Below are 14,338 nucleotides of genomic sequence, written 5' to 3'. Positions count from 1 at the left end.
CGGCTCCCCGCCCCCGCGTTCCCCCGGATGTCCCGGCAGGAAGTCCTATGTGAGCAGGGACGAGAGCCCTGTCCCCTTCGGGGCCTGACGGATAAAGTGCCCGGGTGCGGGTGGTGGTCACTGGTGCGGCGGGGTTCATCGGAAGCCATGTCGTCGACGCGTTCTCGAAGGCGGGGCACGAGGTGCTGGCCGTCGACGCGCCCGGACGCTCGCTGAGCCCCGGCGTCGCCCGGCGGACGTGGGCGAAGGTCGCGACCAGGCCGGGAGTCGTCGCCGCCGAACTCGACCTGGCGGTGGACGACCTCACCGCCGTCTCGGCCGCCGACGTCGTCGTGCATCTGGCGGGACGTCCCGGCGTGCGCGACTCGTGGGGGCCGGGCAAGGCGGTCGTCGAGCGGGACAACGTGGCGGCGACGCGGCGCCTGCTCGCGGCCTGCGTGCAGCGCCCGCCCCGCTCGCGGCCGAAGGTCGTCGTCGCGTCCAGTTCGTCGGTGTACGGGTCGGCGGGTCCGCGGCCGAACCGGGAGGACGATCCGCTGAAGCCGGCCAGCCCCTACGCGGTCAGCAAGGCGAAGGCGGAGCGGCTCGCGCGGACGGCCGCCGGGAGCGGGCTGAGGACGGTGCTCCTCAGGTACTTCTCGGTCTACGGCCCCCGGCAGCGTCCCGACATGGCGTTCCACCGGTTCGTCGAGGCGGCGCTGGACGGGCGCCCGCTGCCGGTGTTCGGTGACGGGCGCAGCTCCAGGAGCTTCACGCACGTGCGGGACGTCGTCGCGGCCACGCTGGCGGCGGCGGCCGAGGACCTGCCGCCCGGCGTCGCCGTCAACGTCGGGCATCGCGAGCACGTGGCGGTCCGCGACGCGATCGCGATGCTCACCGGCGCGCTGGGCGTCCCGGCGCAGATCCGGCGCGAGACGCCCGTGGCCGGGGACGCGGCGCGCACCTGGGCCGACACGTCCCGCGCCCGGGAACTGCTCGGCTGGACGGCCGCGACGGGCCTGGCCGAGGGGCTCGCCGACCAGATCGCCTGGCACCGCGGGCTGCGGACGGTGCCGGAGGGGGCGGCGGTCGGATGAAGCACGGTCCCATCGAGCACGGGCCCATGCGGCACAGGGCGGCGTACGTCGCGTTCGACCGGTTCCCGTCCAGCAAGGGGTCGGCGGTCCACATCGCGCAGATGGCCGACGAGCTCTTCACGCGGTTCGGGGGCGGGCTGCTCGCCGCGATCGGCGGCGGCGACCTGCCGCGCTACCAGCGGGAGGGGACGCGGGAGGTCGCGCGGTTCGACGCCGCGGTCCCCAACCTGATCGACCGGGCCGAGGCGTTCTCCGGCTGGGTCGCGGCCCATCTGCGGCCGCACTGGGAGACGCTGGAGGTCGTCCATGTGCGCGACCCGTGGAGCGCGCTTCCGGCGGTCGCGGACGGGCGGCGCCACACGGTCGTGTACGAGGTCAACGGGCTGCCGTCCATCGAGATGAGCCACACCTGGCCCTGGGCGGCGCCCGCCACGCTCGCCAAGATCCGCGAGCTGGAGCGGTTCTGCCTGGAGCGCAGCGACGCCGTCGTGGTGCCGTCGCGGGTGATCGGGGAGGCCGTCCGGGGCCTCGGGGTGCCGGAGGGCCGGATCCACCTGGTCCCCAACGGCGCCGACGTCCGCGAGACGCCGCGGCGTCCCGAGGGCGCGCCCGAGCGGTACCTCGTCTACGTCGGCGCGCTGCAGCCGTGGCAGGGCCTGGACGTGCTGATGCGGGCGTTCGCGCGGCTCGCCGACCTGCCCGGCCTGCGGCTGGTGGTCTGCGCGTCCGTCCCGGAGCGGCGGGCCAAGCCGGTGCGGCGGCTGGCCGAGCGCATCGGCGTCGCCGAGCGGGTCGACTGGCGGTTCGCGCTGCCGCACCACGAGGTCGCCGCGTGGCTCGCCCACGCCGAGGTGTCGGTGGCGCCGCTGACCGGCTGCGCCCGCAACCTGGACCAGGGGTGCGCGCCGCTGAAGGTGATCGAGTCGATGGCGGCGGGCGTCCCGGTGGTCGCCTCGGACCTGCCCGCCGTCCGCGAGCTGATGGCGGACGGGCGGCACGGGCGGCTGGTCCCGGCGGACCGTCCCGCCGAGCTGGCCCGGGCCGTGCGGATCCTGCTGGAGTACCCGGAGGAGGCCGCCGCGATGGGGCGGAGGGGCCGTGCGCACATCGAGGAGAGCCTGACCTGGGCGCGGTCGCGCGACCGGCTGGCCGAGGTCTACCGCACGCTGACACGGGGTCGATAGGTGGTTCGTCATGTTCTGGCGTAAGCAGAAGGCCGCCATCGAGCGGTTCCATCCCCTGCACAGGGCGCTGACCCTGGAGCAGGGCTTCTCCGTCTCGCTGCGGCGGGACGACTGGGAGCCGGTGATCCAGAGCCTCGCGCAGCACGGGGCGCACGTGCGGCGGAACAGGTGGCGGCTGCACGCGCGGGTCCCGGGCGTGCTCGTGCCGCTGCTGCGGGTGCTCGCGGCCGACATGCCCCCCGACGGGGTGCTGTCGGTGTCCGCGGACATGCGCGGGTCGCGCGTCCCGGAGAAGAACGGTCCGATGCAGGACCTCCCCTCCCGGCCCCCGATCTCGGGGCTCAAGCAGTGGTACGCGATCGACCCGTGGCTCCGGATGCGGGCGGAGCTGCGCGACGGCAGCGTCGTCGAGCTCTCGGTCACCGACCGGGTGCGGAACCGCAAGTACCGCAAGAGGAACGCGCGCGGCAAGATCAAGCTCAAGAGCAAGTCGAAGACGGTGCAGCTCGTGCGGGTCACCCGGCGGCTGGCCAAGGACGCGGCCGTCCAGCGGCCCGCCTCGCCGCCGCCCCGCTGGGTCAGGGTGCAGGTGAAGCAGGGCCGGCGGCTGGTGATCCGCGCGAGCGGGAAGATCCCCGGGCCGGTGGAGGAGGGGATCCTGGTGGACCGGATCCTGCAGGTGTCGACGGAGCCGTTCCGGTGGACGCCGCCCGGCACGGCCGCGAGGAGGACCACATGAACCGCTGCACCGTGACCACCGGGTTCTTCGTGCTCGGACGCTGCGGCCGGTCCGCGGTGGCGGCGTGCCCGCAGTGCGGCCGGCCGGTGTGCGGCGAGCACGCGGGGCCGAACGCGCTGTGCCCCGAGTGCGCCGCGGCGCAGGGGTACCGGACGCAGGACCCGCACCAGCCGGGCTGGACGCACGGGTACCGGCGCGAGTACTACCGGGGCAGCTCGCAGACCTACAACGACGGCTACTGGTACTCCTCGTTCGACCAGTACGACCGCGGCGCGTTCAACCCGGGCGACGACTACTCCTACGGCGGCGACTGGGGACCGGACGACGACACCGGCTTCGTGGACAGCTGATGCCCCGCGTCCTGTGGATCACCGAGCACTACCCGCCGAGCCGGGGCGGCATGGCGCAGTCGTGCGACCGGATCGTGCGGGGCCTGCGGTCCGCCGGCGCCGAGGTCGACGTCGCCCACCTGACCCGGCGGGCGCGGCCGTGGGGCGTGTCGCGCGAGCACGGCGGGCGGCTCGTCACCGCGCCGCTCGGGGACGACTCCGAGCACGCGCTGCGCCGCCTGTGGACGACGATCACCGCCGAGGACCTGACCGGGTACAGCCACGTCGTGGCGTTCGGCGGCGTCCACGCGATGCTCGCCGCGCCCGTCCTGTCCTCCCTGCTCGGCGCGCCGCTGGTGACGCTGCTGCGCGGCAACGACATCGACGTCGGCGCCTTCTCGATGCGGCGGCGCGGCGTGCTGGCGGACGCGCTGCGCGCCTCGTCGCGCGTGTGCGTCGTCGCCCGCTCGCACGCGCCGCTGGTGTCGGCGCTCGCCCCGGGTGCGGCGGTCGTGTTCGTCGCCAACAGCGTCGACACCGCGCAGTGGCGGGTGCTGCCGTCCGAGCGGGAGCGGGGGCGGGCCTGGCGGGAGGAGAACGTCGCCCCCGGACGCCGGACGATCGGGCTCGTCGGCCAGCTCAAGGTCAAGAAGGGCGTCGGCTTCTTCCTGGAGGCCCTGGCGGCGTCGCGCCGCACCGACGCCTTCCACCTGCTGCTCGTCGGCGAGGTCGAGGACTCCGTGCGGGAGTGGCTGGCGGAGCGCGACGTCCCGCACTCGTTCCTGCCGTTCCTGGAGCGCTACGACCTTCCGGCCGTCTACGCGAGCTGCGACCTCGTCGCGCTCCCCTCGTTCTACGACGGGATGCCGAACGTGGCGCTGGAGGCGGCGGCGCTCGGCGTGCCGCTGATCGCCTCGGACGCGGGCGGGCTGGCGGACGTGGCCGACGACGAGATCGGCTTCACCTTCCCGGCGGGCGACCCGCACGCGTGCCGCGCGGCGGTCGACCGGGCCGCGCGGGCGGGCGGCGAGGAGCTGGCCAAGCTCGGCGCGGCCGCCGCCGAACGGATCCGGCGCGACTTCACCCCGGCCGCCGAGACCGCGGGCTACCTGGCCGTTCTCGACGAGGCGCGTTGATCCTCTGCTACGCGGCCGGTGACGGGCTCGGGCATCTGACGCGGCTCCGGGCCGTTCTGCACACCCTCGGGCGGGAGGGACCGGTCACCGTCGTGACCGGGTCCCGCTTCGCGGCCGACGCGCGCGTCACGCACGGCTGGGACGTCGTGGCGACCGCCGACCCGGCGGCCCTCCGCCCGGACGAGGTGATCGTGGACGCGTTCCCCGCCGGGCTGCGGGGCGAGCTGACCGGATTCCCCTCCGGGACCAGGACGACGCATCTGGCCCGCCTGCTGCGCTGGGACGCCTACCGGCCCCTGCTCCCGGCGGGCCCGCTCCGCTTCGACCGGACGTTCGTCCTTGAGGAACTCGACCCGTCCCACGACGCCTACCTGCGCGCGGTGTCGGACGAGGTCGTGCCGCTGGCGCTCGCCGATCCCCCGTCGGAGCCGGTCGACGTGGACGGCTGGCTCATCGTGCACAGCGGCCCCGACGCGGAGACGCTCCAGCTCGTCGCCTACGCGCAGGACATGGCGTCGGCAGAACGGGTCCGTCCGCCGATGACGCTGGTGTCGCCCGCGAGGCCGGACGGCCTGCCCCGGTCCGTCGCCCACTTGGACGTCTATCCCGCCTGGGTGCCGGGCCCGAACGTCGACCGGATCGTCACCGCGGCGGGGTTCAACGCTGTCCGCCAGTACGCGCCTTGGCGGGAACGGCACCGGATGATGCCGTTCCCACGCAGCCTGGACGACCAGTACACGCGCGCGGCCCGCGCCAGAGGCGGGCCCCCGCGCTAGAAGTAGGTGGAGGTCAGGTTGCCGGTCGGCCAGGTCTTCACGGCGTTCGCGGCCTTGTGCAGCGCCGCGTCGATGTCGGCGTAGTTCGCCGCGGAGCCCTCCTGGCGCTGGTCGAACAGGACCGCCCACGACAGCCCGTCGTACCGCCGGACCAGCAGCGTGTACGTTCCGGCCAGGCTTCCGTTGTGCCAGGTGTTGCGGCCGCCGGTCACGGGGCGCACCTGCCATCCGCAGCCGTAGTACCAGCCGTCGGCGTTGACGCCCGTCTCCGGCTTGGCGAACGCCCGGCTGATGGACGTCGAGGTCAGGATCGACCCGCCGTCGTAGATGCCCGCGAAGCGGGTGAGGTCCATGGCGGTGGCCAGCCAGCCGCCGTGCGCGTCCATGTTCTCCAGGTTGAACGCGCCGTACGGGTAGGGCACCTTGGTGCCGCTGTTGTCGAACACGGTGGCGCCGGTGTAGGTCGAGTAGTACGGGGCCTCGCCGGTGACCTTGGTACGCGACTTGCCCAGGCGCATCCGCGTGATGCCGCGGGGAGCGAGCACGGTCTGCCGGACGTAGTCCTGGTACTTCTTCCCGGTGACCTTCTCGATGATCCGGCCGAGCAGCATGTAGCCGTAGTTGGAGTAGGCGTACTGCGTGCCGGGCGCGTGGTCCAGAGCGCGCCCGGACGTGTACTTCATGATGTTCGCCTGCGACACCGGCAGCGCGACGCCGAGCGCCTTGGCGATCGCCGCGTCCCGGAACATCGGGTCGGGCGTGATGTCGCGGTCCCAGCCGCCGAGGTGCTGCAGCAGCCGCAGCACCGTGACGTCCTTGAGGCGCGGGTCGGCCGTCGTGGACAGCCCCAGCAGGGTCGCCACCCGGTCGGTGAGCTTCAGCTTCCCGTCCTGGACGAGCCGGAGCACCGCCGTCGCCGTCACGGGCTTGGAGATGCTGGCGATGCGGAACGGCGTGGTCGGCTGCGTCTTGAAGGCGCCGGCCTCGGCGTAGGTGTAGCCGCGCGACAGGATCAGCTTGCCCTTGCGGACGACGGCGAGCTGCCCGCAGGGGATGGCCCGCGCCTGCATGAAGCTCTTGAGGGTGGCGTCGAAGCCGCCGAGGCCGGCGAGCGCCTTGCCGGTCACTCCCCACGTGCGGGCCGCGGCCGCGGCCTGGGCGTTCTTGGTCGGCCCGGATCCGCCGGACGCGCAGCCCGCGAGCAGCGCCGGCGCGGCCGCCAGGCCCGCCGCCTTGCCGAAGTCCCGCCTGCTCAGCTCTGCCACCGCGGCCCCCTGAAGATCGTCTGTCCGAAATGCGGTGATCACGAACCTTAGTGCATTCGATCTTCAGGGGTCCGGGAAACCCGGGACGGGCCGACTCCGAAACGGCCCCGGTCAGCGCCACGGAGGCCCTTCTCGGGCGGTGCCGCTCGGGCAGGCGCTACCGGACAGGCGCTACTCGGGCAGGCGGACGTCGAACTCGATCTCGACCTCGTCGGCGAGCCGGAGCGCGCCGAAGAACGCCGAGTAGGGCTTGATGCCCCAGCGGCTCTGCTCGACGGTGACGCCGCCGCGCACGCGGTCGCCCTCCCTGGCGGCCGCGAGCCGCACCGGTTTGACCCGTCCCATGATCGTCAGATCACCCTCGACGGCGTCCGCGCCGATCGCGGTGGAGACGAACCGGATCCGCGGATATCGCCGGACGTCCAGGACCTTCCGCAGGTTCTTCACGATCTCCGCGCGGTCCTGGTCGGTGAGCGGCTTCACACCGCCGGCGCCCTCGCGCACCTCCAGCCCGTCCACGTCGACGGTCACCTCGACCGACGAGGCGTCCAGGGGCTCGCGCGCCTCGACCGCCGCCGACCAGCGCGTCGCCTCGATGGTCAGGTCGTGCCCCGCGCGCCGGCCGAGCCCGCTGCGCCCCGTCCGGACGAGCAGCCGCCCGTCTTCCGGCCCGAGCTCGAACGTTCCCTCCATGCTCCCCACCCTGCCACGCGGGTCAGAGGCACTCCACCTCGGCCTGCGGCCCGTACTCGGTGTGGAACCTCTCGCGGCGCACCTCGCGCCCGTCGGCCAGCAGCGTCCGCCACACGTCGACCTCGAAGCCCTCCCGGCCCGTCCTGGCGATGCACGCGCCGCCGCGGCCGACGCCCGCCTCGAACGGCCGGAACCCGTACCGTTCGGACGTCCGCGACCGCACCTCGTACCGGCGCCGGCCCCACAGGTTCACCGTCAGCGACGTCGCCGAGGACGCCACCTGGATCCGCACCGGCTCGCGGGTGTCGTTCCTCCAGGTGAGGTCGAGCTGCGGGTAGAACACCGCGGCCTCGCGCCCTTCCGGGTACTCCGGCATCCACAGGCTGTGGGCGCGGGCCTTCCGGATGTCCAGCCCGGCCAGGAACACCGCGTTGTACAGCGTCGTGGACACCTGGCAGATGCCGCCGCCCACGTCGTCCGCCAGCCGCGACCCCACGATCGCGGGCGCGGGCACGTACCCGCGGCGCCTGGTGCGGGGTCCGACGGCGTCGTTGAACGAGAACGTCGCTCCGGGCTCGACGACCCGTCCGTCCAGGGCCCGGGCGGCGAGCTCGATGTTGTGGACGCGGGGCTCGCCCGGCGCGAACCGCGTGGTGAACGTGCTCATCAGGCGCTCGGGCGGCAGTGCGCCGGGACCGCCCCGCCTGGCCGCGTCGCGGTACGGCACGGCCAGCGCCGCCGACACGCCCGACAGTCGCGGGCCCTCCAGGTAGGCGCCCACCAGGAGCCCCGTCGACGCGACGGTGCCCGCCACGACGGGCCACCACCGCCGGACGCCGCGCCGCCCCGCCCGACGGAGCCCAGGCCCGATCCGCCCCACAGACCACACCCCCCGACGATCCCCACGGGACCTCCCACGGACCCTGCCGCTCACCCGCGGCGGGCGCCCGCGTCTTTACCCGAACAGGACGAACGCCCGAACAACACCGGGCCGGTCACGGGTACCGGGCCGTCCGGGCGGCGGCGCGGGGGGCGCGCGCCTGGCGCCGTCAGCGGGCGCGGGCCCCGGCGCGCATGCGCTCGGGGTCGATCTCCCGGCCGGGGCGCCGGCGCAGGTACTCGGCCTCCAGCTCGTTCATGCGGCGGGTGTGCTCGCCGTAGGCCTGGTCGGCGGCGTGCCGGAGCGCGTCCAGCCTCGTCTCGTACAGGTGGCCGAGCTCGCGGAACAGGTCGTCGTCGCTGAGGTCGCCGGGCGCGACTCCCAGGTCACGGCTGGTCATCGTGTGATCTCCTCCTTCGTGGGCGTCCCGTGCCCTACCCGGTCACCGGGGCATGAATCGTGAAGATCCGGAGTGCGCGGCGGTGCTTGCCGAAGCGCACCGCGCGCGGCAGCGGCGCCACCTCACCGTCGCGCGCCAGCCGCAGGTCACCGGCCGGCGAGATGACCTCCATGCCGGTCGTCCGCCACGAGCGGTACCCGGGCGTCAGGCGCAGGTGGCCCGCGACGATCGCGGCGACCGCGCGGACGCGGGGCGCGCGGCTGCCGGTGGTGACCATCCGCACGTCGAGCCTGCCGTCGTCGAGGCGCTCGCGCCAGGTGGGCGCGGCGCCCCACGAGCCGAAGACGCCGTTGCCGACGAACGCCAGCCACACGCGCCGGCGCCTGCCGTCCACCATCAGCTCGACGGGCTCGGCGTGCCGCAGCGTGCCAACGGCGGCGACCGCGAGCGCGGGCCACTTCCCGATCCGCCTCTCCAGCCGGACCCGCCGCTCGACGACCTCGGTGTAGGCGCCGATGCTCGCGGTGTTGAGGAAGATCTGCTCCGCCTCGTCCCCCGCCGGAGCGGACACGGGCGCCACGTAGGAGACGTCGGCGCGGCCGATCCGCCCTTCCCGGTAGGCCCTGATCGCCTGCGTCGCGGTCTCGACGCCGACCGCGCGGGAGAAGTGGTCGAACGTCCCGCCGGGGACGACCAGCAGCGGGACGTCGCGGCCGAGCGCCGCTCGCGCGGCCGCGTTCACGGTGCCGTCGCCGCCGACCACGGCCAGCACCTCGGCCCGCTCGGCGGCCTCGGCGCACGCCTTGTCGACGTCCCCTCCCGGCTCCACCCGGACGATCTCCGCCGCGGGCAGCTCGGCCTCGACCAGCGCGAGCGCGATCTCCGAGCGCCTCGGGAGGATCCCGGCGTCCGTCTCGGCCGAGGGGCCCGACCCCAGGTTGACGACGGCCACCACGCCCCGCCCGTCCTGGGCGACGGGCACGCGCCCGCCCCCGTCCGGGGCCAGGCGCGCGACCGGAGGCCGCGAGGGCCACACCATCCTCGTCCCGACCCCGGCGAGCGCGCCGATCCCGAGGCCCGCCAGGACGTCGCCCGGGTAGTGGGCGCCGGTGTAGACGCGGGAGAAGGCCACCGCCGCGGCCGTCGCCGCGACCGGGACCGCCACCGCCGCCGGCGCCTCCAGCGCGACGCCGGTCGCGAACGCGGCGGCCGAGGCGGAGTGCCCGGACGGGAAGGCGTGCGAGGTCGGCAGCTTCCACCGGATCCGGATCGGGGGGACGAGATCGACGACGGGGCGCCGGCGGCGGAAGGCCTGCTTGCCGACGATGTTCACCGCGGGGCTCGCCACGGCGATCGCGATGGCCCCGCGCAGCGCCGCGCGGCGCAGCCGCGGCCGTCCCGCGATCCCCATCGCGCCGGCCGCCGAGAACCACAGCACCCCGTGGTCGGCGAACCGCGACAGCCGCGGCAGGACGTACTCCAGCCCGCGCAGCCGGGCCGCCGCCACCTGGTCGAACGCCCACCGGTCCATCCGGCCGAGCCTGCGCAGCAGGGGGACGCGCTGGGGCCAGGCCCGATGCTCCTGAGCCTGCCGCGACCGGCGCCGGGTGACGGACCGTGACGGCACGAAAGTGCGCCGCGAATGGTTGACGCGCATGACCCGGGTATCCCCAGGGAGGCCGACATGATTCCGTAAAGATCTCAAATCGGGGGTCACATGCGGGCGAACGTCACTGTGGACTCAGCGACTGCAATAGGCTTCGCGACATGAGTCACCCGGAACGGCTCGGAACCCCGGGTGGCGAGTCGGTCGGGACGATCGCGGAGCCTCCTCACGTGAACGGGACCCTGGCCGACTACGCCGCACGATACGGGCTGAGGCAGAGCGCTGCGCGCCCCCCGCTGCGCAAGTACATCCAGGATGTGTGGGCTCGCCGGAACTTCATCTGGGCGTTCGCATCCGCCAAGAACATCTCGATGTACACCGACTCCCGGTTGGGTCAGGTGTGGCAGCTGCTGACCCCGCTGCTGAACGCCGGGGTCTACTTCCTGATCTTCGGTCTGCTGCTGAACACCAAGCGCGGAGTGCCCGACTTCATTCCCTTCCTGGTGACGGGCGTGTTCCTGTTCGGGTTCACCCAGCGGTCGGTCACATCGGGCTCCAAGTCCGTCGGCGACAACCTCTCGCTGATCAGGGCCCTGCACTTCCCGCGGGCCACGCTGCCCCTGGCGATCGCGATCGTGGAGCTGCAGCAGCTGCTGCTCGCCCTGGTCGTGCTGTTCGTGATCGTTTTTGCGTTCGGCGAGCCGGTCAGCTTCCAGATGCTCCTGTTCGTCCCCGTGATGGCGCTCCAGCTGATGTTCAACGTGGGCATCAGCATGGTCATGGCGCGGCTCGGGGCGTTCAACCGCGACATCACCCAGCTGCTGCCGTTCGTCATGCGGACCTGGCTCTACATGTCCGGCGTGATCTTCAGCCTGCCGTCGCTGATGAAGCCGGGCTCGCGGCTCGCCGACTACCCGTGGCTGGGCGAGCTGCTCCAGCTCAACCCGGCGTACGTGTACGTGGAGCTGAGCCGGCACGTCCTGCTCGGCGAGTACCGGAACTACGTCGGAGGCCTCGCGCACGCCACCTCGACGGGGCAGCTGTGGCTGTACGCGATCCTGTGGGCCGCGGTCATGCTGGTGGGCGGATTCCTGTTCTTCTACCGTGCCGAGGAGCGCTACGGCCGTGGCTGACACGAAGGTCCGCGGGACCCTCCAGATCGACCCGACCCGGGAGCCGATCGTCGTCGTCGACGACCTGCACATCGTCTACCGGGTGTACGGCGCGGGCGGCAAGGGCAACGCCGCGAGCGCGTTCTCGCGCGTCCTTCGCCGCAAGCACCGCCCGTCGATGACCGAGGTCCACGCGATCAAGGGCCTGTCGTTCGTCGCGTACCGGGGCGAGGCCGTCGGGATCATCGGCACCAACGGCTCCGGCAAGTCGACGCTGCTGAAGGCGATCGCGGGGCTGCTGCCCCCGCACAGCGGCGGCGTCTACACCGACGGGCAGCCGTCCCTGCTGGGCGTGAACGCGGCCCTGATGAAGGACCTCACCGGCGAGCGCAACATCGTCCTCGGCTGCCTGGCGATGGGCATGACCCCGGCGGAGACCCGGTCCAAGTACAAGGAGGTCGTCGAGTTCGCCGGGCTGAAGGAGGGCTTCATCCAGTACCCCATGCGGACGTACTCCTCCGGCATGGGCGCCCGCCTCCGGTTCGCGATCGCCGCCGCCAAGACCCACGACGTCCTCCTGATCGACGAGGCGCTCGCCACCGGCGACGCCAAGTTCCGGACCAAGAGCAAGCGCCGCATCGACGAGCTGCGCAAGGACGCCGGCGCGGTCTTCCTCGTCGCGCACCAGCTCGACACGGTCAAGGAGATGTGCGACCGCGTCATCTGGATCGACGAGGGCCGCATGCACATGGACGGCGACCCCGAAGAGGTCGTCGCCGCCTACATCGAGGCGACCGGCAAGTAGCGGCGGCATGCCCGGCGCCGCGGGGCGCCGGGCGCCGATCCTGACGCCGCCGGGTTCGCGACGGGGCCGTTAGATCGCGACGCCCCCTGGTAGAGATGTGGTGTCACGATGATCCTGATGGAGGAGGTCGCCATGCCCGGCAAGCCCCCGCTTCCGCACGAGCACCTGCCCGAGGTCCCCTCGTTCACGGTCGCCAGCGACGACATCGCCGAGGGCGAGCGGCTCTCGGACCGGCACGTGTTCGACGACTGGGGTTTCAGCGGCGGCAACGAGTCGCCGCACCTGCGCTGGTCCGGGTTCCCGGACGCGACGAAGAGCTTCGCGGTGACCTGCTACGACCCGGACGCGCCGACCGGCAGCGGCTTCTGGCACTGGTCGCTGTTCGACATCCCCGCGAGCGTCACGGAGCTGCCGACGGGTGCCGGGACCGAGGACGCCAAGGTCGGCGTGCACGCCCGCAACGACTACGGGGTCAGGGCGTTCGGCGGCGCCGCTCCGCCGCCCGGCGACCCGCACCGCTACGTCTTCACCGTCCACGCGCTGGACGTGGAGTCGCTCGGCCTCGGCCCGGACACCTCCCCGGCCGTCGTGGGCTTCAACATCACCGCCCACACCCTGGCGCGCGCCACGATCGTCGCCGAGTTCGGCGTCTGACGCCGCACCGCCCCGCCGAAGCCGTCCCGGAGACCTTCCCGGGGCGGCTTCAGCCGGTTCCGGAGCGGTCTAGTCGGCTCCGATGACGACGTCGCCGACGGCCGTGCGGCGGTAGAGGACGGAGCGGCCGCTGCGCTCGCGCGTGACCAGCCCGGACTCCCGCAGCACCGCGAGGTGGTCGCCGATCCCGCCGACGCTCATCCGGAGGCGGGCGCTCAGCCAGCTGGTCGTGGCGGGCTCGGCGAGCAGGCGCAGCAGGTCGGCCCGCGTGCGGCCCACCAGCCTGGCCAGGGCGTCCTCGCCGCGCGGCTCCCGGCTCTCCCAGAGGGCCGCCACCCCCCTGGCCCGGTACATGAGCGTGTACGGCCAGTCCTGTTCGAGCGCCGCGCCGAGCTCGGCGAAGACGACGGGCACGAACGTCAGCCCGGCGCCGCCGAGGCGGTAGGTGGCGTCGCCGTGGATGTCCGCCTCGATGAGGCCGTCGCGCCAGCGCACCTTGCGGGACAGGCCGTCCAGCGCCGCCGCCCAGCCGTAGGCGGCGAGGCGTCCCGCGCGGTGGACGATGTCACGTTCCAGGATCGAGCGCAGCACCGGCCAGTCCGGCTCCAGGAGGGCGCGCCAGGCCGTCTCCAGGCCCGCCGCGAGCCGCTCGACGACGTCGGGGGCCTCCAGCACCTCCCGGACGGCGGCGTCCGGCTCGGGCAGCCCCTCGAGGTTGCGGGCGAGTTCGCGGCGCGCCTGGTCGAGCGGCGTCGCCCGGACGGTCGCCAGCTGGTCGGCGACCGTCAGGTTCGGGCGGGAGGGCGGCGGGACGACGAAGTCGGCCATGTACCCGTGCGGGCGGCGCAGGAAGGCCAGCGCGCGCAGGGCCGGGTCCCCGGCCACGCGGCGGTACGCCGGCCGGGCCCGCTCCACCCAGGGGCCGAGGGGCCCGACGGGCATCCGGCCCGCGACCACGCCGAGCGCGCTGTGCACCTCGATCAGGGGGGCGATCCCGAAACGGCTGGCCGCGAGGTCGCCCGGGCCCACCACGATGCGATACATGTTTCGTTCCTCCCCGAAACATTGTCCCGTACGGGGCCGGCACCCGCAGAGTCGCCGCCATGACCGCTTCTTCGACGACCTCCGCGCGGTACCGCGACGTGTTCGGCGTCCCCGAGTTCCGGACGCTGTTCTCCCTCCAGACGCTCCAGGTGGCCGGCGACTCGGTCCGCACGATCGCGCTGTCGGTCCAGACCTTCGAACGCACGGGCTCGCCGGTCGCGGCGGCCCTCGTCTTCGCCGCCGGAATGCTCCCGTACGTGGTCGGCGGGGCCCTCCTGCTCTCGCTCGCCGACCGCGTCCCGGCGCGGCGGCTGCTCACCGGCTACCACCTGCTGCGCCTGGCGGTCACGGCCGTCCTCGCGGTGGGCGGGCTGCCGCTGCCGCTGACCATGGCGCTGCTCGTCGCGGTGGGGCTGTTCGCCCCGGTCGGCAGCGCGACCGTCCAGGCCCGGCTGCCCGTCCTGCTGCCCGGGGACGGCTACGTGCTCGGACGGTCGCTGTTCACGATGACCAGCGCGGGCGCGCAGATCGCCGGCCAGGCGGCGGGCGGGCTGCTGCTGTCGGTGCTCGCCCCGGCGGGGACGCTCTGGCTCGCCGCCGCCAGCGCGGCGCTGGCCGCGGGCCTCGCCCGCTTCCGCC

16 protein-coding genes are annotated in these 14,338 nt (G+C 73.8%); 10 read left to right on the top strand and 6 right to left on the bottom strand.

Translation table 11 applies throughout. The features are described from left to right. The first annotated feature begins 104 nt into the window (after positions 1-104). Genes ABWI04_RS25680 through ABWI04_RS25655 form a run of 6 tightly spaced genes read left to right on the top strand, consistent with a single transcriptional unit; the run spans position 105 to position 5,240 of the window. Positions 105-1,076, top strand: coding sequence for an NAD-dependent epimerase/dehydratase family protein (locus tag ABWI04_RS25680; protein WP_345173302.1), 972 nt, complete (start codon positions 105-107; stop codon positions 1,074-1,076). After that, positions 1,073-2,260 carry a glycosyltransferase family 4 protein gene (locus tag ABWI04_RS25675; protein WP_353834032.1) on the top strand — a complete coding sequence of 396 codons (1,188 nt, stop codon included), beginning with the start codon at positions 1,073-1,075 and terminating at the stop codon, positions 2,258-2,260. Before ABWI04_RS25680 ends, ABWI04_RS25675 begins: the two co-directional genes overlap by 4 nt. A gap of 10 nt (positions 2,261-2,270) precedes the next feature. Continuing rightward, entirely contained in the window at positions 2,271-2,999 is a 729-nt protein-coding gene (locus tag ABWI04_RS25670; RefSeq protein WP_345173298.1) for a hypothetical protein, read from the top strand. Next, positions 2,996-3,349, top strand: a complete 354-nt coding sequence (locus ABWI04_RS25665) for a hypothetical protein (protein ID WP_345173296.1) — start codon at positions 2,996-2,998, stop codon at positions 3,347-3,349. The genes ABWI04_RS25670 and ABWI04_RS25665 overlap by 4 nt, the downstream gene beginning before the upstream one ends. Continuing rightward, entirely contained in the window at positions 3,349-4,464 is a 1,116-nt protein-coding gene (locus ABWI04_RS25660; RefSeq protein ID WP_353834031.1) for a glycosyltransferase family 4 protein, read from the top strand. Before ABWI04_RS25665 ends, ABWI04_RS25660 begins: the two co-directional genes overlap by 1 nt. Beyond that, on the top strand, positions 4,461-5,240 hold the full coding sequence (locus ABWI04_RS25655) for a hypothetical protein (protein ID WP_345173293.1): 780 nt from the start codon (positions 4,461-4,463) through the stop codon (positions 5,238-5,240). The genes ABWI04_RS25660 and ABWI04_RS25655 overlap by 4 nt, the downstream gene beginning before the upstream one ends. On the opposite strand, the gene ABWI04_RS25650 is transcribed toward ABWI04_RS25655, so the two are convergent. The 5 genes from ABWI04_RS25650 to ABWI04_RS25630 form a co-directional block, all read right to left on the bottom strand. Further along, positions 5,237-6,505 (bottom strand): serine hydrolase domain-containing protein, encoded by a 1,269-nt coding sequence (locus ABWI04_RS25650; RefSeq protein ID WP_353834030.1) that lies wholly within the window; start codon positions 6,503-6,505, stop codon positions 5,237-5,239. The two genes, ABWI04_RS25655 and ABWI04_RS25650, sit on opposite strands and share 4 nt — an antisense overlap. Positions 6,506-6,676: 171 nt before the next feature. Then, entirely contained in the window at positions 6,677-7,198 is a 522-nt protein-coding gene (locus ABWI04_RS25645; protein WP_353834028.1) for a YceI family protein, read from the bottom strand. A 22-nt stretch (positions 7,199-7,220) separates the two neighbouring features. Then, the gene (locus ABWI04_RS25640) at positions 7,221-8,012 is read right to left on the bottom strand and encodes a VanW family protein (RefSeq protein WP_353834027.1); all 792 of its coding nucleotides are present in this window, start codon (positions 8,010-8,012) and stop codon (positions 7,221-7,223) included. A 235-nt stretch (positions 8,013-8,247) separates the two neighbouring features. Further along, positions 8,248-8,478, bottom strand: coding sequence for a DUF6158 family protein (locus tag ABWI04_RS25635; RefSeq protein ID WP_345173289.1), 231 nt, complete (start codon positions 8,476-8,478; stop codon positions 8,248-8,250). Positions 8,479-8,512: 34 nt separating this feature from the next. Continuing rightward, the gene (locus ABWI04_RS25630; protein ID WP_345173287.1) at positions 8,513-10,135 is read right to left on the bottom strand and encodes a bifunctional phosphatase PAP2/diacylglycerol kinase family protein; all 1,623 of its coding nucleotides are present in this window, start codon (positions 10,133-10,135) and stop codon (positions 8,513-8,515) included. Between the two features lie 110 nt (positions 10,136-10,245). On the opposite strand from ABWI04_RS25630, the gene ABWI04_RS25625 reads away from it, so the two are divergent. The 3 genes from ABWI04_RS25625 to ABWI04_RS25615 all read left to right on the top strand — a co-directional run bounded on the left by ABWI04_RS25625 (position 10,246) and on the right by ABWI04_RS25615 (position 12,655). Further along, positions 10,246-11,217, top strand: coding sequence for an ABC transporter permease (locus tag ABWI04_RS25625; protein WP_345173286.1), 972 nt, complete (start codon positions 10,246-10,248; stop codon positions 11,215-11,217). Further along, positions 11,210-12,001, top strand: coding sequence for an ABC transporter ATP-binding protein (locus ABWI04_RS25620; protein WP_345173284.1), 792 nt, complete (start codon positions 11,210-11,212; stop codon positions 11,999-12,001). Before ABWI04_RS25625 ends, ABWI04_RS25620 begins: the two co-directional genes overlap by 8 nt. Positions 12,002-12,133: 132 nt before the next feature. Next, positions 12,134-12,655 carry a YbhB/YbcL family Raf kinase inhibitor-like protein gene (locus ABWI04_RS25615; RefSeq protein ID WP_353834047.1) on the top strand — a complete coding sequence of 174 codons (522 nt, stop codon included), beginning with the start codon at positions 12,134-12,136 and terminating at the stop codon, positions 12,653-12,655. Positions 12,656-12,724: 69 nt separating this feature from the next. On the opposite strand, the gene ABWI04_RS25610 is transcribed toward ABWI04_RS25615, so the two are convergent. After that, on the bottom strand, positions 12,725-13,699 hold the full coding sequence (locus ABWI04_RS25610) for an ArsR/SmtB family transcription factor (RefSeq protein ID WP_345173283.1): 975 nt from the start codon (positions 13,697-13,699) through the stop codon (positions 12,725-12,727). 59 nt (positions 13,700-13,758) lie between these two features. Between ABWI04_RS25610 and ABWI04_RS25605 the strand changes: the two genes are divergently transcribed. Continuing rightward, positions 13,759-14,338: MFS transporter (locus ABWI04_RS25605; protein ID WP_502913160.1), on the top strand; the 580-nt coding region annotated here is incomplete at its 3' end.

The sequence above is a fragment of the Actinomadura sp. NPDC000929 genome (assembly GCF_040492065.1).
GTDB classification, from domain to species: domain Bacteria; phylum Actinomycetota; class Actinomycetes; order Streptosporangiales; family Streptosporangiaceae; genus Spirillospora; species Spirillospora verrucosospora.
This window is presented reverse-complemented; position numbering and strand designations above follow the sequence as displayed.